Raw genomic sequence first — 18,225 nt, 5'->3', positions numbered from 1 at the left:
GTTTTTCACATCACTTGCCGGTGTTGGCTTTGATGGCGCTGGCTCCGATGACGACGCCGAGGAACAGGGTGACGGCGTTGATGCTGGTGGCGATCTGGCCGGCGATATCACCCCACCCCCATGTGGCTCCCAATGCCGCGACGAGTACGGAGAGTGCTGGGAGGACGACGAGCGCCACCCATTTCAGCACGTCGTACACGCGGCTGGGGATGAGCCAGTCGGGCACGTTGTCGCCGTTCAGGTCGGATGCCGCGTGGTCGGCCTTGCCTGGCGTGTTCACCGGCATCGCGCCGATCGTGTCAATCTCGGTGGTTTCAGGGGTGGTGGTTTCGGGTGCTGCGGCCATCACTTGGCCTCCTTCGAGCCGTCGTCGCTCTTCGCGTTGTTGGTGAGCGTGATGCTCAGGTTCTTCAACGCGGCTTCCACGCTGGTCTTGACCGCGTTGGTGATGTCCTCCGGGTTCGCGCCCATGTTCTTCGCGAGGGCTTCCAATGCGGCGGTCTGCGCGGTCTCATAGGCGAGCGTGTGAGCCTGGACCATGGTGGTGATCTCCTGTGCGCGGCCCCACCACGGGCAGCCGTTGTTGCCGTGCACGGTCTTCACGCCGGCCAATTCCAGGAGCTTCGCCTGATCGGGGTGAGTCAGGCCGGTAAGACCGGATTCGGGGCTCCAGTAATAGATCAAACCGGTATCGTCGTTACGGATCATGCAAGATGCCATGGGTAATCCTCCATCGTTGGTGTTGGTTGTGGTGTTGGTTGACGGTGCGGCCGATCCGCCCGTCATGTGGTCGTACCATTGCTGGGCGCGTGCCATGTAGGCCGCGTTCTGGGAGCCGGCCAATGAGGCCGGGCATTGGGTTTGGCTGAACCGGCTGTGGGGGAACACGTTCACGTTCCACGTGGGTCGGCCTAGCTTGTAGTGTTTGCAGATGGCGGCGGTCAGGTGAGCGCCGTTGTCCAACGTGGCGTCGCTGACGGCCCACGGGCTGCTGCTGATGTCGGCGTGCTCGATGCTGATGTAGTCGAGGTTCGCGTTCCAGTTTCCCAAAGCCCATGCGGTGTCCGTATCCCACACGTGCTGGCTGATATGGCCGTTCGCGTCCACCTGATAGTGGGCGCTGGCCTGACGGGTCTGCCACACGTCGTAGATCTGCCGGGCGTTCAGATTGCCCGCATTGTGGTGCAATGCGACGCCTTTGATCGTGTGGCCGGCGCGGCCGGGCGTGTAATGCTTGGAGAGGATCAGGTTCTCGTCCGCTTCCAACGTTTCCCAATTCTTCAAGGCGAGGCTCCTCCTTTCGGGTATGAAAAAGCCCGGAACCGCAGAGGGTTTCGGGCTTTTACTGGGAATGGCTTGCATATGGATAGACCCCGGTAGCTGTATGGCTATCGGGGTCTGTTGGGTTATTTGTTTTTGATGAGTGTGGGCGTCAGGTCGAGGTCCACGGTCTGGTTTTCGTTTACGAATAGTTCGCAGTAGTATTCGCCGTCCGCCAGTGTGCCGGTGACCGGTTGCGTGTCGCTGGGGGCTTTGAGGTTGTTTGCGTCTTCGCCCGGCATCGTGACTTGTACGCCGTAGTCCCAGTTGTTCGCTCCCTTGCAGGCGAGCGTGTATTCGCCCGCCTGCAACCTGATGTTGACGGAGATGCTGGCCCACTTGGTGGCGGTTCCCTTCACGTGCACGCTGCCGGGAGTGGAGCCGCGCGTGAACGTGACCCCGTTGTTGGAGTAGGGCAGTTGATCGTCGAGTATCGGGTAGAGTCCGGCCGGGTATACGGTGACGGGAACCGTTTTCGTGATACCTCCGGTTTGGATGGTGAGTTGGGTTTCACCGGGAGTGAGCGCTGTTGCGCTCACCCCCCCCCCTAAACGTTGAATCGTGTTATCACTCATATTGTTTGCTCCTTAGAGTTTGTAGAGGAATGGTGTGATGGTGCCCGCATACGTTTTCGACGGTTCCAACGTCAACTGGCAGCGGACCAGCGTGGGAACGTCGAGCGTGAACGATGCCGGCGCGTTATAGGTTTTGGTTGGTGACGCGGGCGGGTATTGGAGTGTGACCTTGATATCGGCTCCCTGCTTGGAGAGCGTGTAGTGGCCGGCCTCCAATGTGATGTCCTTGTAGATTCCTCCCCATTGGGTTGTTGTGCCGGTCAGCGTGTATGAGCCGTTTTCCGCTTTGCATTCCACGCCGTAGTATGAGCCCGACGCGAACACGGGCCACAGGTTGGCTAGTTCACCGCCCCCCCCCCCTGAAGCGTCGTGTCGTCAGGTTTCATCCAGTCGAGCGCGGTGTCTCCGAGGGAAAGCCGCGGGTCGAACGTGCCGTTGATGACGGTTCCTGGCGTGTACGCGCCTCCGGTCAGCAGGCGCAGGTCGAAGCTGGCCGCGTTCGTGGGCACGGTCACCGGGCCGTTCAACGCGAGGTCGCCGACTTGGAGTCCATCGCTTGTGAGGAACGCGACATACGAGTACATGCCGGTTGGCGCGGTTCCTTTGTAGGTGACGGTCTTGCCTTTCACGTCGGATGGTAGGGGGCTCGTCCAGTGCAGGCCTTTCTGTTGGGCTTCCACGCTGCCGGCGATGGTGAGTTTGCCGTCAGTGTTGACGGTGGCGGTCAACCCGTTGCCGGTGGCGGGCCCGTAGGCGAGCAGGTTCGTGGATTTCACCGTGATTGGCAGATTCCTGTTGATTGTTCCGGCTGTGAGCGTCGCCTGGGTCGAGCCCATGGTTTTGCCGGTGATGTTGATAGCACCCATAATGGGGCCTCCTTAAAGATAAAGCCCCATATGGTGGGGCTGTCATTCTACGTATTCGCTGGTCTTCATCACGGCGAGCCGTGTGACGGTGAACGGGGTGGTCGTGAACGCGCCGATGCGCAGTTCGACCTGCGTGGCTCCGGTCAGCAGCGTCGCGTCGAGCCGGTAGTGGCCGGGCGTGACCTTTTCGGGCAGCGGGAGCGTGGCGACGGGCTTGTAGTGGTCGCCTACGGAGATGACCGTCATCAGGTTGGGTGTGAGCGTCGAGTCCGCCGTCAGCTCGGGCCCCGTGTAATCCAATCCGACCGTGACCTTGCTGCCGAATCCGGCTGGCAGGTTCACGCGCGTGGTGACCCGCTGGTCGGTGGTGCCGGTCTTGCCGGTGATGGTCATGACGTTGCCCGTGATCGTGTACGACGGCAGGATTCCCGTGTTGTCGGATGCCGTGGTGAACGTGGCTGTCGGCCAGTCCTTCAACAGGTTCTCCCGCACCTGCACGGGCACTTGTTTCGCCACCCCGTTGCCGGTGGTGATGTTCAGTGTTGTTTCACCTGGGGTGAGGCCGGTTACGGCCACCCCCCCCCCTAAATGCTTCTGTCATGATGATGCTCCTTACTGTTTCGTGATATTGGCGATGGCCGTGTCCTTGACGTTGACCGTGTAGTCCTGCGGCGCGTAATCCGGCAGGATGCTCACGTTCAGGCTGGCGGATTCGCCCACACGCAATGTGAGTGATTCCGGGGTGACGGCGATGCCGGTCGGCTTCGCGTCGCCCACCACGGCGATACCCGGTTCGACGGTGCTGGCCGTGAACTCCTGCGCTGCCGCCTCGGGCAGGATACGCACCCTGAGATTCACGCTCTCGCCCACACGCAACGCGATTGATTCGACCGGCTTGCCCGCATCATCCAACACGCTCACGGACTCAGGCTCATAACCCGCCGCCAGCGACAAGGCGGCGGACGTGAATCCGCCGATTTTCGCGGTTATCATGGCAGTGCCGCCATGCACCCATGTGACCGTGTTGCCCGAAACCGTGGCCACCGATTCGTCCAATGATTTCCAGAACACGTGCTCCGTGGTCAACAGTTCGCTCTTATGCCCGTCAGCATACGTGGCGCGGGCAGCCAACTCCACCGACCCGTTGATGGGCAACGTGGTGGGGGCAGGCTTGCCATCCGATGCGAGGATTTCCACGCCGGTCACCGTGTCGGCCGGAGTCGCCCAGACTTTGCGGCCGTTGTAAAGCGCGTTCATCAATCGGCCGTTCAGATAGGGCTGGCCGATTTCCACGCCGTTCACATACACAGGCATGGGACTACTCCTCCACGGGCGTGCCGCCGGCATCCACGTCCGTCACATCCGTGGTCGAACCGTCACCGGTCTGGACACCCGGCATCGAACCGTCATGGACGGTGGAATCATCCTTGACCGAATCCTCGGCCTGCTGGATGTCCGCGATGCCCGTGTTCGCTTTTTCCTGCACGCTTTGCACGATGCCGTCGATGGCCACGCTCGCCTCATCGCTCTTCGCCCGGATGGACTCGCGCGCCGTATCGGCGGCGATGGTCACCGCGGCGAGACCGTTGGCCGCGTCCGCCACCATACCCGCGTCCTGCACGGCCTGGGATTTCAACGCGCTGGTACGCGCGGCGGCCGTGGACGCGTCGGCCTGCAACTGCTCGAGGCTGGCCATGATCTCACGCGCCCGGCTCTCGGTCGCGTCCACCGGATAGATGACCAGACGGGCCGGATACGCTTCGCTCTGCGCCTCCGCCTCCGTCAATGAGCCCACGACCATCCAATTCACCAACGGCGAGCCGGCAACCGCATCCGGTTGGAACGTGGCCGGATCCACATCGTCCAGATCCGCGTACTCGACGGTGGTTTTCGAATCCGGCACCTCCACATAACGCGTATACGCGAGCGGCGAGTCCGCCAATTCGACGATCTGCCACACGTATGCGGGCGTGGTTGGCATGAGCGTCACCGTCACCGTGCCGTCAGCCGCGAGCGCCGCCTCGAACGGTTCCGCGACGATCAGGTTCTTGGCCGTGTCGAAATGACGGCGGACTGGACGGAAACGCAGTTTGCCCCCCACCGGTTCCAGCGAACCGTCCGCGTTCGCCTTCTTGATGCTGATATGCACCTGTGTCATAATCTCCTCCTCAGGATCATTTGGTTTTCCTTGTCTTACTGCTGGTATTCCCAATCGCATGCGGTCTCACGGCGCACGTAGTCGGTCTTCAACGCCTCGTAGCGCGCGTGCCCGTACCCGTTGCCACCCAGGTCGATGTATTCTTTGCCGGCCTCCAATTGACGTTCATGCTGTGTACGGCTCCTGGTATGCGCGAACAGGTCCAGGCGGAGCACGTCCAGCCGTAAATGCCGGCGGTCGCGTTCCGATGACTCCAGCCGCTCGTAATCCCTGTCCAGTTTGGATTGCAGATCACGGATGGTGGCGGAATCCGCGAGCGCTGCGTCCAGTTCCTCGCGTGTGATGGTGCGTTCGCGGCGGTCGAACCGTCGTAGCAGCCATGCCGTGATCGGGGCCGTGGCCCCGCTGCCCAGCAGGGCGCTCAGCATCACCGCCCACACGGGCAAATCATCTACTGGCACATTGGCCTCCTCCTTCATCATTGAGCCGAAAACCCGCACGATCATCCGCTTGGGACGGCCATGCGGCGTGCGGGTTTCCGGAGGTTGAAAATGCTGTTGAACGAATATTGGGAACGGTTGTATTGGCCGGCGTGCGGCAGACTACGCGAATGCACGCGCGTTGGATACCGGAGCGCATGGCAACGGCACATACGACCCGAATTGGGTGACATGGAGCTGGCGTATCTGACTGGACCGCGCATCCAGTCGTGGCTGGACTCGATAACGCCGGCCGGTGCGGCGCGTAAATCCTGGGCCGTGCTCCGGCAGATGCTGCGAGCAGCGGTACGGCTCGGATTACTGGATGTGGACGTGACCGACAGGGTCACGCCACCCAAGCCCAGCGGCTATGAGCCGGAAGTGCTGGACATCCGCCAGATACGGCAATTGCTGCGCGGGTTTCACGGGCACGAGCTCGAGGCCTGGCTGCTCTGCAGCGTATGCCTCGGACTGCGCACCGAGGAAGCCCTTGGATTGGAATGGAACGATCTGAACCTCAATACAGGCAAGGTCAAGGTCCGACGCGGATTGCAGTGGGTGGACGGACACGAGGTGATCGTGGAGCCGAAGACCGAGCTATCGCGCCGCACCGTCGTGCTCCCCAGATTCGCGGTATTGAGACTGCGCGAGATCAGACCGCATGAGGGCGGCCGTCTCATCGGCTTATTGAATCCAGGTCAGGTCGCCAGACGCTACGCCGCATGGTGCAGGTCACAGAACCTGCCGTATGTGCCACGCCGCAACCTGCGCCACAGTTGGGCCAGCACCGCGTTGGGCGCCGGCGTGGACGTGGCGGTGGTCAGCCGCGCGTTAGGTCACTCGTCAATCGCCACCACGGCCCGCTACTACCTACGCCCTGACAGCGAGATACTGCGCGAAGCCCAACGCGTATGGGAGCACGCCCTCATACGCTGAGGGATTCGCTAACCCATCACGGTTTCCAGCGTGCCGATGGCGGCGTGGTCCGTGGGGTGTTGCAGCCGAACGCGGTGACGGTCCAGCAGGCGGCATGGCCGAAGCCGTTCGCGGAAATACCCACCGTGGTCGGCTGGTATGCGAACGACAACATTTATTCATGCTCCGTCACATCAGTTACCACGACCGGCTGCACCATCGCAATCAAGAACATCGGTGAACAAGCCAATGGTATCGAGGGCCACGTGTACGCGGTGGCCTACGGCAAACTCGCCTAGGCGAAGGTCACGCCGTCCGGTATCGGCAGGCTGCGGGGAGTGTGCAGGCACCTGTCCCCGTTGGTCAGGGAGCCGACCACGGTGATGCTGCCGTCCACATTCCAGGTGGCATTCTTGCCGAAGTTGCCGGACGGTATCGCCCACAGGCAGCCGAGATACACGGGTTTCGAGGGCTTCACGCCGGAGGCGTGCTGGAACACGCCGTAGTCGCCCACGTTGACCGTGCTGCGGAAGCCGGACAGGTCCACGTGGAGCAGACGGTTGCGCTCGTCCACGATGATCTGCATGCCGCCGCCATACATGTCAGGTGGGAAACTCCCCGTGTTCTGCATACTGAACCGCGCGTATTTGAGCGGCTGGGTTAGCGAATCCCACACGCTGCTCAACGGCGCCAGCACATTCACCAACACATCAACACCGGTGACGTTGATACCGTCGATGCTCACACGGCATAACGGCAGGTCGGAAGTGAGGGCGCCGCTGATGATGCTGCCCGTATTATAGGCGGGATCCACAGGGGAAGCTGCCGCGGTGCCTTTGATGGCGACCAGGTTCACCGCTTCGACGCCCGTGCTCGCGTTCATCGTGTAACGGACCACGATCAGGTCGCGACGTTTCACGCCCTGCGAACCGGATTGGATCGTCACATCGGTGGGCTGGTCGATCATGACCTGACGGCCTTCCATCACGATATCCCACGCGGGGATGGTGATGGTGTTCGAATTCTTCGCCGACGGCAATTGCGTCCAGTTGCGGGTCTGCAACAGGTAGCCGCCACGACCGAGCATGCCGGCATGTAGGAGACCGTCCTGCGCGCTGGTCACGTGGGGCTGGTCGCCTCCCAGTGATCCGGTTACCAGTACCGCGCCCATGTCACTTGCCTCCCTGCTGCATCCACAGGTCGAAATCCTTGTCCTGATTCTCGGCCAACTGCAGGTAGTCCTTGTAATCAGTGCCGCACAGGAGGAAATGCTTCTCGTTGCCGTTGCGGTCGATTCGGGTGAGTTCGTGCCAGTCGGGGGACGCGGTTTCGTTCGGTGAGACGTATTCCTTGATGGGGCATCCGGTGCGGTCGCACTCGTATTGGGTGATGTTCTCGTATTTCGGCATGGCGTTTATCCTTTCTAGGCTTCTTCCTGCGGCCAGTCGTATGAGCCGGTCTCATAGCTGACCTTGGGTATGCCGTTCTTGAGTTTCATGCTGATGCGCACGATGGGGGAGTCCACGCTGATGCCGGTCGTGGCATCATAGGCTCTCACATGGTCGTCCACATGCAGATTCAGATCGTCGGGCAGGTCGAGTTCCACGGTGCCCTGCGCCCATAGTTCCTTGAGCTTGTCGCGGGTCTTGTCCGCTAGTTCGCTGCCTTCGCTGGTGGTGAGCTCGTAGGTCTGGCAGATTTCCCGGCTGCCGGTGAGCGATTGGGTTTGGCTTATGTTGCCCTGCTCGTCCGCATACCAGTGGCTGACCGCACGGTCCTTCAGCTCGCCTTTGCCGAGGCCGATGAGATGGTTGACCTGCGTGTATGCGCGTTTGGCGGTGAAATCCACGCGCTGGTCGCTGTCCGCGCCGCCATACGTGGAGGATTTCACCGCCTCCAGCTGGCATGCGCCGTTGATGAATCTCATGTTCAACCGTGCCCCCACATTGGTGAGCATCATGCGCAACCCGTCCCATGCGGTGCAATACCGGTGGAACGCGTAGGCACTGACCGTGATTCCGCTATTCGTGGCGGGCACGGTGAACGTGTCCGTTAATCCGATTCGGCTGATGATGGTGCGGATGACGTTGTTCGCGTCTCCGGACAGTATGAGCCGGTTCATGCCCGAATCGGGTTGGATGATCTTGCCGGCGAGCATGCCATGCCAGGTGCGGCCCGTGGCTGTGTATTCGGAATGCCCGTCGCTCATCTCGACGCGAATGCCGTCCACACGGCCACCGTATTCGGCTCCCTCCACCCCGATCAGGCAACCGTCCGCCAGCACGACATCGCTGGTGGAGTGGGTGAGTTCGAAATCGTTGCCCTCGTCACCGTATTGGATATCCAATGCGGGGCTGACCAGCTCGCCCTGCGGCACATGGCTGGGATTCGTCCATATCACGTCCATGGCAGGCCGGTCCTCTCCATCCAATATTCGATGTCGAAGCTGAACGATTCATCCCAGCTGACCTGGCTGACGCCGGGCTGCAACGTGGCGAACGCGTATTCGTTGTTCGCCTGGTCTCTTCGCAGCTTGTCGAACACGTTCGTCTGGTCGCCGTTCGCGGCGGTCAATACGGCGGTTCGGGGCGACCCGGTGCCATCGATGATGAGATAGCCGCCGGAGGGGATGCTCACGTCGGCTATCACCTTATTGCCGCCGATGGTGATGGCGGGAGAAGTGGCGGCACCGTAGATGATGTATTTCACACGGCTCGGCAATGCGGAATCGTTCGACAATACTGCACTGGCACGGGTCGGCACGTAATCATATCGGTAGTCGTACGAATATCCCTTGCCGCTCGTATACCGTGCTGTGTTCCGGCTGAACTGGCGGGTCACCGGCTTGTGCCATACGCCGTCGAACAATGCGGCGGTGAATTCCACGCGCGTCAACTGGGGACTCACGTAATCGGGTTCCGCCTTGACGATGAGCGCGGTCTGCCGCCAGCCGTCCACCTCCAGCATGCCGGGTTTCACCTGCTCCTCCACATAGGCGCGCACATCCGCGTCGAACAGGCGTTCCGCCGCTTCCAACATGCTCTGACTGCGGCAGAGGGCCGTGAACTTCACGGTGCGGGCGGGCCGGTTCGCGGTCAGGCTCCGGTAGCCGAGCGTCCAATCCCATTGGCGGGTGCGCAGCTCCATGATCTGACCGACCAGCAGCCCCACCGGCTCATATAGGTTCACCGTGGAGCCGGTGGAACTGGTGTATGTGAAGGTTTTCACCGCAGTGCCTCCCGTGTGAGTCGTTGGAAGTCGCGTTTGCCGATCTGCGGCGCATACATGGCTATCAGCGGGCCGATGTCCTCGTGGAACGAGTCGATGGCGTTGATGACGGCCTGATTCGATTCGACCAGCATCGTGTTCGGCGTCGCATCCAGACTGGGTGCCGGCAGATACATGGTGCCCTGGTCGGGCTGGTAGCGCATTGTGTTCACGGAGTCCATGAAGCCGACGCCGTAATGGTCCACGGCGCGAGCCTTCATCATGTACTCGCCGCGTGATGCCCAGATGAGGTTCGAATCGCTGACCTTGCTGCCTACGCCGCCCAGCAGGCCGTAGCCGCCGGAAGCGTATTTCGGAATGCCGTCACGCCCCATGAGACCGCCCGAAGCGTAGCCGATGAGACCACCGTGAGCTTTCGCATCGCTGCCGATGTTGACCTTGAACACTTTGCCGAGAATGCCGTTGACGGTGCCCCAGAAACTGGAAGCATCGGCATCGACCTTCACGGTCTTGCCTGCGATCTTCTTGTTCTCCACGGCCTTGGCTGTTGATTGGAACGGGCCATCGTTGCCGGAGATGACTCCGGTCTTCGTGTCGATTTTCCAACCGTTGGCCTGCGCGACCTTGGCGAGCAGGTCACTGCCGTCACCGACCAGATAACCGGTTTTCTTGTCGATGGTCGCACCGTTCGCCAATGCCAACGCGATGTTGTACTGGCTGGAGTCCAGTGTGACGGTGCCGGTTTTCGAATCCACGGGCAATCCGTTGACCGCGGCTATCGCGGCGATGGCATCCGTGTTGTCTCCGCCGATCTTGACGGTGCCGTCCGGCAGGGTCTCCACGGTGACGCCCAACGCCTGCAATTGGCCTTCGGCTTCACCCGTGTCGGAGTTCACGTTGATGATCTTGCTGTCCGGGATGAGGCCGATGCTTTTCGCCAATCGTTCGAACTCGCTTGATGTGAGTCCGGCCGCGTTGGCGGCGGCTTCCGCATCCTCGGGCAGCATGCCCATCGCTTCGGCGGCTTTGATGTAGTTCTCTCGGGCCGTGTCCAACGTGCCGTTGATCTCATCCATGCTGCTGCCGTTTTTGGCTTGCGCTTCAGCCGCCTTCAACGCGCTGTCGGCGATATCGTTCAACGCGCTCTGGTTGCTGCGACCCTTCTCCGTGTTCAGGTCAAGAGTCTGACCGTTCTCCTGAGCCGCCTTGGTGGCCTTGTCGAACGCGTCATGCATGGAGATCAACGCATCCGAAGCGCTCGTGCTGAACCCGTAGTAGGTGCTGAGCGCGTCGGTGACCTCGCCCAATGCCGCGGCCTGCTCGTTGATGCCGTCGGTGGTGGCTCCGAAGTTGTTCGCGAGGATGCTAGCCGCGTCGGCGGCATCATCGGCGGCATTGGCTGTCTGGTTCAATCCGTCTGCCGCTTCTGTGCCTGATTCACCTAACTGTTCGTTGGCGTCGGCCAGTTCCTTCGTCTGCTCCTTGTTGGCCCCGATCTGGTCACTGGCTTTTTGCAGGGAGTCGCGGATGAGATCGGATTGCGCCTTGCCGACGTTGATGCCGTGAACCCACCGATCGTTGGCTTCCTCATGTTCCTTGAGTGCCTGGTTGACTTCCTTGAGCGCCTGCTTGTTGCCTGCCGCGGCCTGGCTGAAGGTGGCGGCGCTGACTCCGCATGCCTTCAACGCGTCATTGAGGTTCTTCACGTCCTTTGACGAGTTCAGGAATCCGAGATCACTGCCCCAGTCGCCTTTGATGATGGCGTTCGCCAATGCGGTGGCCGCATCCTGACCGGATTCCATTGCGTTGGAGAGGTTCTGCGTCTCCTGCTTGGCCACGGCGGCTTTATTGGCGAAATAGCCGATTGCAGCGCCGGCTGCTGTCATGGCTATACCCCAAGGGCCTCCCAGTAGGTCCACGACTCCGCTTCCGATGTTTTTGAGACCGGACATGGCGGCCGTGGACGTGCCGATAACGGGAGTGCCCGAGCTCAGCGATTCGAATGTGGTCTTGAACACGCCTCCCAGCATGACGAAACCGTCCTTGAGCTGCGGGCCTGCTGTGGTGAGCCTTTGAATCGGATCTATGAGCAGTCCGAGTTTCTGCGAGGTGGCGCTGCTGCTCTCCGCCAATGGGCCGAACTGCTTGTGTAATGCGGCGACCGCACCGCCGGCCGCCCCAAGCAGCACAGTACCCTGCTGGACGGGTGCGGGCAGGCTGCTGAACGCGTCCACCACCGTGTCGAGCGTCTGCACGAGGGAGCGTAGTGGGCCGTTGGCTCCGCTGCCGATGGTGATGAGCATGCTTTCGAAACTGCCGCTCAGGTTCTCCAGGTCGCCTTTGAGGTTATCGTTCTTGGCCGCGGCCTGCTGCGCCGCGAAACCGGAGTCCTCGACCTTCTTCGTCCACTTGTCGATGCCCTTCGCGCCCTCGTTGTAGAGCACGTTGGCTGCGCGGATGGCATCGGAGCCGAAGATGGTGGCCAACGCCTGGTTGCGCTGCTCCTGCGTGAGCCCGCCCATCTTGTCCTGCAATTGGCCGGCGAGATTGGCCAAGCCGATGAAGTTGCCTTGCGCGTCGTACGCGTTGATGCCGAGCTCCTGCATCAGGTTCTTCGCCTTGGTGCTTGGATTCGCCAGCGAAATGAGCATGGTCTTCAGACTGGTGCCAGCGTCCGAGCCGATCATGCCTGCGTTCGCGAACGCGGTGAGCGTGCCCACGGTCTCCGTCATGCCGATGCCAAACGAATTGGCGACCATGCCGGACTGTTGCAACGCATAACCCAAGTCACGGGCCGAACCTTGTGCCTTGCCTGCGCCAGCCGCCAACGCGTCAGCCACATTGCCGGCCTGTTTTCCGGTCAGGTTGAACTGGGCCATGGCGGAGCTCATGAGCTCCGCCGCCTCGGATACCTGCATGCCGTCGGACGCGGCGAGGTTCAACGCTCCGGAAAGACCGCCGGAGAGAATATCGGTGGTGCTCATGCCGGCCTTGCCGAGCTCGTTGATCGCGTCGGCCGCCTCCTGCGCGTTGTACACGGTGTTCGCGCCCGCGTCGATGGCCGCCTGACGCAGCTTGTCCAATTCCGCGGCGGAAGCCCCCGTGTTGGCCTGCACGGTGCTCATGGCCGCATCGAACTGGGCGAACGTGGTCACCGCGGCCACGCCCACTGCGGCGCTCACGGCACCGACCGCCAAGCCGACCTTGGTGAGGCCGGCGCCGATCTTCTGACCGGTGGTCATCGGCTTCTCCAACGCGGTGGACAGTTTCGACGCCTGCGCGCTTGCGGCCTGCATCCTGGTCGTGTAGTTCGACGTGTCGGCCATGAGCCGGATCATGATGTTCTCATTCAAACCGGCCATACGCCGCCTTTCTCTAGATTCTGACTGGTTTCCGCGTAAGACTGGTGGTCAACGCGCCTGATGCGTTCGGATCCGGAGAACCGGACCCCCGGTATTCCTCCAACGCCCGGTTCCGCTCATAGGCGGCGAAGCACAATTCCACTTCGCCCTTCAACCGCAATGCTTCGAACGCGTCCTGATCATGACAGACGCGCGTATCCATGCCGCACAACGGGCAGATGCGATTCTCATAGGATTGCAAAGCGAGCATCCACATGCGCTCCGTCTCATCCCATTCCACTGCATCATCATCGGCTGGCGTCCAGCCGTTGAAGCGTTTGAGGCTCATACCCAGTTGCCGTGCGCAGCGTAGGGACGCGAGCAGTTGCGGGTCGTTGCCGATGATGTCGGCTAGTTCAGTGATGCCAGCAACGTCAACGTCTCTTTTGGGAGGCTGGTGACCGGAGTGTTCAGTTCCTGGATGGTCGTGAGGATTTCCGCCGTCTGCGAGTCGGTGAGACTATCCAATAAGGTCTTCACCGATTCCGGTGACGCTTCCATGGCCTTGCCTACCGGATCCTTGATGGCACGCAGCATGCGCGGGAACGCGAGCTGCAGCAGCCGATTCATGTCGCGGGACTGGCGCCCGTTCTCCATGCTGGTGCAGCGCAGGATCAGCTGGTTCCATTCGTTGGCACGTAACCCCTCAAGCGTGACGGTCAGTGTGCTCTTTTGCACGTCCTGCACGGTTTTGCTGAGTTGTTTTGCGAGTTTTTCACGTTCGCCGCGTGCGGCCGACGCTTCGGCCTCGGTCATATTCTCCAAGGCCTTGAGCTCGTTGATCCGGTTGGTCAGTTCGATGGCCGCGCGCAACGCGGTCATGTTCGTGACAATTTCCACGCTCGTATAGGGGGAGTGCACCTGAAGTTCCATATGTCGCCTCTTTTTCTGAAGAATGATGTCCTCTTTCATATGTCTCACAAAAAAGAAGTCCCTCCCGTCGCGAAAAGAGGACTAGAAAACGGCGGGAGAGAAGATCAATGGGTTAGGCGGCGGTGACCACGGCGGTCTCATCCTGAGAGCCCGGATCAGCGGAGAAGCTGATGGTGCTCAGCTGACGCTGGTTCGACGCATGCGCCACCGGCGTCTTGATACCGACGACCACCGGGAACACGCTCACCACGTCGCCGGCCGCGAACGGGTCATCCGTGGCCTTGCCGCGGCGACGCACGATGTAGCCGGTGGCGCCGGAGATGAGCTTAGCGACCGCATCGTTCGTCTCGCCCTTGATGTTCACGTTGTCCAGCACCTGCAGAGTGCCGTCCGTGAACTTCTCCTGGCCTGGAATCTGGCCAACCGCGGCGGCACCTTCTCGGTCATCGTCGATCATGTCCTGCGAATGGGTGAGCTTCCATCCGTCGGAGGTCAGCCAATAGGAGAGGTCCAGCACGTCGGTGGTCAGTTCCACGATGGTCGGCTTCTTCACGTTGGCGATGGTCGGCACGAAGATGGTCTTTACTCGACCGTCCTCGAGATACGCCTTCACATTGTTCGGCATAATATGCTCCTTGCTTTGAATAACGATTGATAAGAGAGGGGGGGATGTCCGGTCTATTGGCCGAATCTCCATGAGATGACGCGCATCACATACGCCTGACCGGTTTCGGGGTCGGTCAGTTCGCTCGCATACACGCCGGAATCCGAATATGGGACCAACGCGCCCATGCCACGGGGATGCACTCCATCCAACGCCGTCATGAACGCCTCGCACGCAGAATCCACGTCGTTCGCATAGGCGGCTACCACGCGGATATCCAGTTCGAACAGGCGACTGGTCACGTTCACCGCCTCGTTGACCGTGCGGTCAGTGGAGCGTACGCGCCATACGATCCATGGCGGGGCCGGACCGGTGGCCACATCCTCGTACACCCGCCAATGCGGCATGGAAGGCAACAGCGCCCAGATGAGGTCTTTGGCTTCACTGGTTTTCATAAGGTGCTCGCCGCCTCCCGCACGTATTTGGCGGTGGTCTCGAATTCTTCCTCGCCGTGCTCGTAGAAACGGTGGGTGCCGCCGCCGCGAGACGTGCCGAAGAACGCGATGTTCGCCAGATTGCCGGCACCGCCCTTCGGCGGCGCGATATCCGCCTCCACGAGGGTGCCGGACTCCTTCATTTCATAGGAGACGGGGATTCGTGAAATGCCCCTGTTGGAGGAGGTTCGCACGTCAGCGAGTATCGCGGTCTTGATGTTCTGCGCGCCATGCTTCACCGCCGCCGTCACAAGCCGCTGCTTGCGAATCGGCACCGATTTCAGCTTGGCGGCGAACGCCTTCACCTGACTCACATCGACATCGACCACGCCCATCAGCCACCACCAGCCTTCGGAATCTCGCGCACGTTCCAGCGTCTCGCCGTCGCATGAGTTTTCTCGGACTGCATGTTGACCAGGCGGAAGCGCCTGCCCACCAGATCAGGATCGGACGAGGCCGTGCATTCGGCCATATCCTTCTCCCGTAATCCGGTGGCGTTCATCGGCAGGTGCAGGTAGAGCAGCCATTCGGCCACGTTCCCGCCCACATTGCTCGAAGAGCCGGTGGCGCTCACCTTATCCGAGGCCGCGCCACCGGAGGTCTGCAATTTCCCCTTGCCCTCATACACGAGCTCCATCACCGGCCGGGTCAACCCCGTTTCCGGATCCGTTTCGCTTCCACCCGTGTAACGGGTGATGCGGAACGAATCCGTCATCAGGGATTCAGCGTAGGAGCGCAGTCGTCGGAGACTGACTTTACGGAACGTGCTCATCCGACCACCCTCGCATTCAGATAGCCCGGATAATCATCGTCCTCGAACCAGTAGGGGCTCATGTCGAGACTCGGCAGCTCGTTTCGGGTGATGCCGATGACTCCCAGACCGCCGATGAGCGGTGATTGGTCGGCCACGAGATCGTCCAACGTCTGCATCTCGCTGGCGGTCAGATAGATGCCGGCTTCATCGACTTTTCTGCTGCCGCCATCCATACCGTCGTCGATCTGCCGTGACCACGAGGTCTCACCTTCGGGATTCATGTAGAATCTGCCCGCCGCAGCGAGACACACATCCTGCAGGTCCTCCGGTAATGGGTCGATGAGCTGGCCTGCCTCATCGACCCATGTGCGCTTCGTGTATCTGCGGATACGGTTCGACGCGGCACGAAGGCAACGTTCCGCACGCTTCGTGTCGGCGTCTTCAATGATGGATTCTCCGAGCCATTCGGCCAGATCGTTTTTCGTGGCGAATGTCGGCAGCGGATTGCTCATAAGAGTTCTCCTTAGGCCGCTATCACGCCTGCCGCACGCAGCTGGGTGAGCAGGCTGTTGAACGCGGAGGCGAGCGCCGCCGCATCCGCGTCTGCGGCCACGTTCGGTACGGCCACGCCATTCTTCACACCGCCTAATGCGGTGACGGAGGCGGCTGGCAGCGTGTAGGCGGCGGGAATCACGCCCTTGGCGAGCTTCGCCGCGGTGACCTGTCCATCGCCAATGGCGGCGGTGTTCACGGCGTTCGGTGCGAGCATTGCGGATGTGATGGCGCCGGCGGTCGGAGTCGTGGAATCATCCACGAAATCGAAGCCGGAGCCGTCCGCCTTCACCTTGACCATTTTGGAATGGCCTGTGCTGGGGTCATAGCCGGAGAGCGAGGCCGGTGTGACGCTGCCCGCATCGGGGGCCTTGGAGCCGCCGACGTTGACTGGATTATCATCGACGTCGAACACGGCGATTTCGGCTACGTCCTGGCCGTCAACAATGGTCGGCTGGGAAACGAATCGTATCTGCTTGGCCATATCAGGCACCGACCTTCGGGACGATGAAGCCGGCCGGATACTGGGTGCCCTTGCCGGTGACGCGGGTGACCGGGTTGGCCACCTGGAAGCCGACGCGCATGACCACGCGCAGAGCCTTGGAATCCTGCTGCATGAGGTTGTAGATGACCTTGCCGTCAGCGTCGCTGATGACGCCCTGGTCGAAGATCTGATAGGTCATGTCCTGACGGACACCGACCACGAACTTCGTCCAATCGGCTGCGAGCAGCACCGCCTTCGTGGAATCCCATGCGCCGTTCTTCACCTCGTTGAGCGGGTAGCCGTACAGGCTGGCAGGATTGCCCTGGGTAATGGAAGGCGTGTAGATGGGCTGGCCGTTCGCGTCGCGCAGGCCGACGAGCTGCCAGTTCAGGCCGGGCTGGCTGGCGAAACCATTGACGGCGAAACCCTTCTTGCTCAGGACTTCGCCGAGTTTGGCGACGTCCTGTGCGAGGTCGGTTCCGGTGCCCTGCGTGATGGTGGCGCCGGCTTTCTTCGCGCCGGAGAGGATATCGTCACCCCAGGTGGAAGGCTTGTCAACGCCGAAGATGCCGGCCGCATCGACCTTCTTGCCGAACGCTTCGGTGATGAGCGGCTTGACGGTATCCCACAGGTTGATTTTCGCGTCATCCACGACGGAATCCGGAATCGGGACGATGACCGCGAGTTCTTCGGCGGTGATTTGCACGTCCTCCCAGCCGGTCTTGCTGGTCTGCTTGAGCGCGCCCTCGGAAACCCAGTAGGCTTCCGGCAGGGTGGCGAGAACCGGCTGCGTCTTCTTCATGCTGCTCATCGGCACGCGCTTGGCGCGGGTCAGCAGCACGGATGATTCCGGCATGGTCTGGATGATCTCCTGGGAAACATCGTCAGGGATGAGGGCCGTGCCGAGGTCGGTGCGGCCGATGGTGTTGTCGAATGCCATGTTTGGCTCCTTTTACTTGCTGGTCAACGCGTCTCGCAGCCAATCCGTTGCCGGATTCGACGTGGGGTCGGTTCCCCCGGATGGCTTGGCGTGCACGCGCTGCAATGGGTTGATGTTGTTCTGGTCCGCGTCCTTCGCAGCCTGTGCGTCGATGCGTGCCGCGAGCTTCGCGGCCTTGTCCATGACCTCTTCGGGGTTGTCGCCGCCGATGAGGTCGAAATCCTGTTCCGTCAGAGACGGGTATTTGGCGCGGGCCTCGGCCCATGCCTTCGCCATGTTGACTTGGGCGAGCTGTTCGCGAGTCTCCTTGAGGTCGCGCTGCAGCTTCTCCTGTTCCGTGAGCTTCGCGTCCTCGATCTCGCGCAGCTTGGCGCTGCTGGCCTCGCTTGCGGTTTTGAGTTTCGAATTGTCCTCACGCAGATGCTGGATGAGATTCCATGCCTTTTCCGGTGAGAATTCCTCTCCGTCTCGCTCCCACGGCGGCTTCTGCCCGGTGTCGGTGTTCTGCTGCCCGCCAGGAGGTTCGGGAGTGTTGTTCTGCTCGTTGGCGTCATCGGCCATGATGGTTCCTTTCCGCCCGTC

At 61.4% G+C, this 18,225-nt stretch carries 26 protein-coding genes; 2 read left to right on the top strand and 24 right to left on the bottom strand.

Annotation, left to right across the window (positions count from 1 at the left end; all coding sequences use genetic code 11):
• Window positions 1–10: 10 nt before the first annotated feature.
• The 9 genes from AC1AY0_RS06825 to AC1AY0_RS06785 form a co-directional block, all read right to left on the bottom strand.
• Complete coding sequence (locus tag AC1AY0_RS06825) at window positions 11–346, bottom strand: phage holin (protein WP_476523126.1); 336 nt, start codon at window positions 344–346, stop codon at window positions 11–13.
• The gene (locus tag AC1AY0_RS06820; protein WP_476523127.1) at window positions 346–1,284 is read right to left on the bottom strand and encodes a peptidoglycan recognition protein family protein; all 939 of its coding nucleotides are present in this window, start codon (window positions 1,282–1,284) and stop codon (window positions 346–348) included. The genes AC1AY0_RS06825 and AC1AY0_RS06820 overlap by 1 nt, the downstream gene beginning before the upstream one ends.
• Window positions 1,285–1,406: 122 nt before the next feature.
• Window positions 1,407–1,895, bottom strand: a complete 489-nt coding sequence (locus AC1AY0_RS06815; RefSeq protein ID WP_476526092.1) for a hypothetical protein — start codon at window positions 1,893–1,895, stop codon at window positions 1,407–1,409.
• Between the two features lie 12 nt (window positions 1,896–1,907).
• Window positions 1,908–2,192, bottom strand: a complete 285-nt coding sequence (locus AC1AY0_RS06810) for a hypothetical protein (protein WP_476523129.1) — start codon at window positions 2,190–2,192, stop codon at window positions 1,908–1,910.
• A 41-nt stretch (window positions 2,193–2,233) separates the two neighbouring features.
• A complete protein-coding gene (locus tag AC1AY0_RS06805) occupies window positions 2,234–2,761 on the bottom strand; it encodes a hypothetical protein (protein WP_476526091.1) in 528 nt (175 codons plus the stop codon).
• A 42-nt stretch (window positions 2,762–2,803) separates the two neighbouring features.
• On the bottom strand, window positions 2,804–3,337 hold the full coding sequence (locus AC1AY0_RS06800; protein ID WP_476526089.1) for a hypothetical protein: 534 nt from the start codon (window positions 3,335–3,337) through the stop codon (window positions 2,804–2,806).
• Between the two features lie 36 nt (window positions 3,338–3,373).
• The gene (locus tag AC1AY0_RS06795) at window positions 3,374–4,075 is read right to left on the bottom strand and encodes a hypothetical protein (RefSeq protein WP_476523133.1); all 702 of its coding nucleotides are present in this window, start codon (window positions 4,073–4,075) and stop codon (window positions 3,374–3,376) included.
• Between the two features lie 4 nt (window positions 4,076–4,079).
• Window positions 4,080–4,919 (bottom strand): hypothetical protein, encoded by an 840-nt coding sequence (locus AC1AY0_RS06790; protein ID WP_101626601.1) that lies wholly within the window; start codon window positions 4,917–4,919, stop codon window positions 4,080–4,082.
• Window positions 4,920–4,954: 35 nt separating this feature from the next.
• Window positions 4,955–5,401 (bottom strand): hypothetical protein, encoded by a 447-nt coding sequence (locus tag AC1AY0_RS06785; protein ID WP_242689654.1) that lies wholly within the window; start codon window positions 5,399–5,401, stop codon window positions 4,955–4,957.
• Between the two features lie 39 nt (window positions 5,402–5,440).
• Between AC1AY0_RS06785 and AC1AY0_RS06780 the strand changes: the two genes are divergently transcribed.
• A complete protein-coding gene (locus AC1AY0_RS06780) occupies window positions 5,441–6,334 on the top strand; it encodes a site-specific integrase (RefSeq protein WP_476526087.1) in 894 nt (297 codons plus the stop codon).
• Window positions 6,310–6,612, top strand: a complete 303-nt coding sequence (locus AC1AY0_RS06775) for an H-type lectin domain-containing protein (protein WP_101626615.1) — start codon at window positions 6,310–6,312, stop codon at window positions 6,610–6,612. Before AC1AY0_RS06780 ends, AC1AY0_RS06775 begins: the two co-directional genes overlap by 25 nt.
• Here the strand turns inward: AC1AY0_RS06775 and AC1AY0_RS06770 are convergent.
• The 15 genes from AC1AY0_RS06770 to AC1AY0_RS06700 all read right to left on the bottom strand — a co-directional run bounded on the left by AC1AY0_RS06770 (window position 6,609) and on the right by AC1AY0_RS06700 (window position 18,204).
• Complete coding sequence (locus AC1AY0_RS06770) at window positions 6,609–7,484, bottom strand: hypothetical protein (protein WP_476526084.1); 876 nt, start codon at window positions 7,482–7,484, stop codon at window positions 6,609–6,611. The two genes, AC1AY0_RS06775 and AC1AY0_RS06770, sit on opposite strands and share 4 nt — an antisense overlap.
• 1 nt (window position 7,485) lies before the next feature.
• On the bottom strand, window positions 7,486–7,722 hold the full coding sequence (locus AC1AY0_RS06765; protein WP_101626583.1) for a hypothetical protein: 237 nt from the start codon (window positions 7,720–7,722) through the stop codon (window positions 7,486–7,488).
• 14 nt (window positions 7,723–7,736) lie between these two features.
• Window positions 7,737–8,720, bottom strand: a complete 984-nt coding sequence (locus tag AC1AY0_RS06760) for a hypothetical protein (protein ID WP_101626582.1) — start codon at window positions 8,718–8,720, stop codon at window positions 7,737–7,739.
• Window positions 8,711–9,541, bottom strand: a complete 831-nt coding sequence (locus AC1AY0_RS06755) for a hypothetical protein (protein WP_101626581.1) — start codon at window positions 9,539–9,541, stop codon at window positions 8,711–8,713. Before AC1AY0_RS06755 ends, AC1AY0_RS06760 begins: the two co-directional genes overlap by 10 nt.
• On the bottom strand, window positions 9,538–12,903 hold the full coding sequence (locus tag AC1AY0_RS06750; protein ID WP_207553067.1) for a phage tail tape measure protein: 3,366 nt from the start codon (window positions 12,901–12,903) through the stop codon (window positions 9,538–9,540). The genes AC1AY0_RS06755 and AC1AY0_RS06750 overlap by 4 nt, the downstream gene beginning before the upstream one ends.
• A gap of 13 nt (window positions 12,904–12,916) precedes the next feature.
• Window positions 12,917–13,231, bottom strand: coding sequence for a hypothetical protein (locus tag AC1AY0_RS06745; RefSeq protein ID WP_101626571.1), 315 nt, complete (start codon window positions 13,229–13,231; stop codon window positions 12,917–12,919).
• 62 nt (window positions 13,232–13,293) lie between these two features.
• Window positions 13,294–13,815, bottom strand: coding sequence for a hypothetical protein (locus tag AC1AY0_RS06740; RefSeq protein ID WP_101626572.1), 522 nt, complete (start codon window positions 13,813–13,815; stop codon window positions 13,294–13,296).
• Between the two features lie 112 nt (window positions 13,816–13,927).
• Entirely contained in the window at window positions 13,928–14,440 is a 513-nt protein-coding gene (locus AC1AY0_RS06735) for a phage tail tube protein (RefSeq protein ID WP_101626573.1), read from the bottom strand.
• Window positions 14,441–14,493: 53 nt separating this feature from the next.
• Entirely contained in the window at window positions 14,494–14,874 is a 381-nt protein-coding gene (locus AC1AY0_RS06730; protein ID WP_101626574.1) for a hypothetical protein, read from the bottom strand.
• Window positions 14,871–15,248: a hypothetical protein gene (locus AC1AY0_RS06725; protein ID WP_101626575.1), complete on the bottom strand. Its 378-nt coding sequence runs from the start codon at window positions 15,246–15,248 to the stop codon at window positions 14,871–14,873. Before AC1AY0_RS06725 ends, AC1AY0_RS06730 begins: the two co-directional genes overlap by 4 nt.
• Entirely contained in the window at window positions 15,248–15,685 is a 438-nt protein-coding gene (locus AC1AY0_RS06720; protein WP_101626576.1) for a DUF6093 family protein, read from the bottom strand. Before AC1AY0_RS06720 ends, AC1AY0_RS06725 begins: the two co-directional genes overlap by 1 nt.
• Complete coding sequence (locus tag AC1AY0_RS06715) at window positions 15,682–16,179, bottom strand: hypothetical protein (RefSeq protein ID WP_101626577.1); 498 nt, start codon at window positions 16,177–16,179, stop codon at window positions 15,682–15,684. Before AC1AY0_RS06715 ends, AC1AY0_RS06720 begins: the two co-directional genes overlap by 4 nt.
• 11 nt (window positions 16,180–16,190) lie before the next feature.
• Window positions 16,191–16,703: a head fiber protein gene (locus AC1AY0_RS06710; RefSeq protein ID WP_476523135.1), complete on the bottom strand. Its 513-nt coding sequence runs from the start codon at window positions 16,701–16,703 to the stop codon at window positions 16,191–16,193.
• 1 nt (window position 16,704) lies between these two features.
• The gene (locus tag AC1AY0_RS06705; RefSeq protein WP_476523136.1) at window positions 16,705–17,643 is read right to left on the bottom strand and encodes a phage major capsid protein; all 939 of its coding nucleotides are present in this window, start codon (window positions 17,641–17,643) and stop codon (window positions 16,705–16,707) included.
• A gap of 12 nt (window positions 17,644–17,655) precedes the next feature.
• On the bottom strand, window positions 17,656–18,204 hold the full coding sequence (locus AC1AY0_RS06700) for a hypothetical protein (protein WP_101626580.1): 549 nt from the start codon (window positions 18,202–18,204) through the stop codon (window positions 17,656–17,658).
• Between the last annotated feature and the right edge of the window lie 21 nt (window positions 18,205–18,225).

Source organism: Bifidobacterium sp. LH_416, from assembly GCF_056357055.1.
Note: the sequence above shows the minus strand (reverse complement) of the source record. Positions and strands in the feature narration are given on the sequence as shown.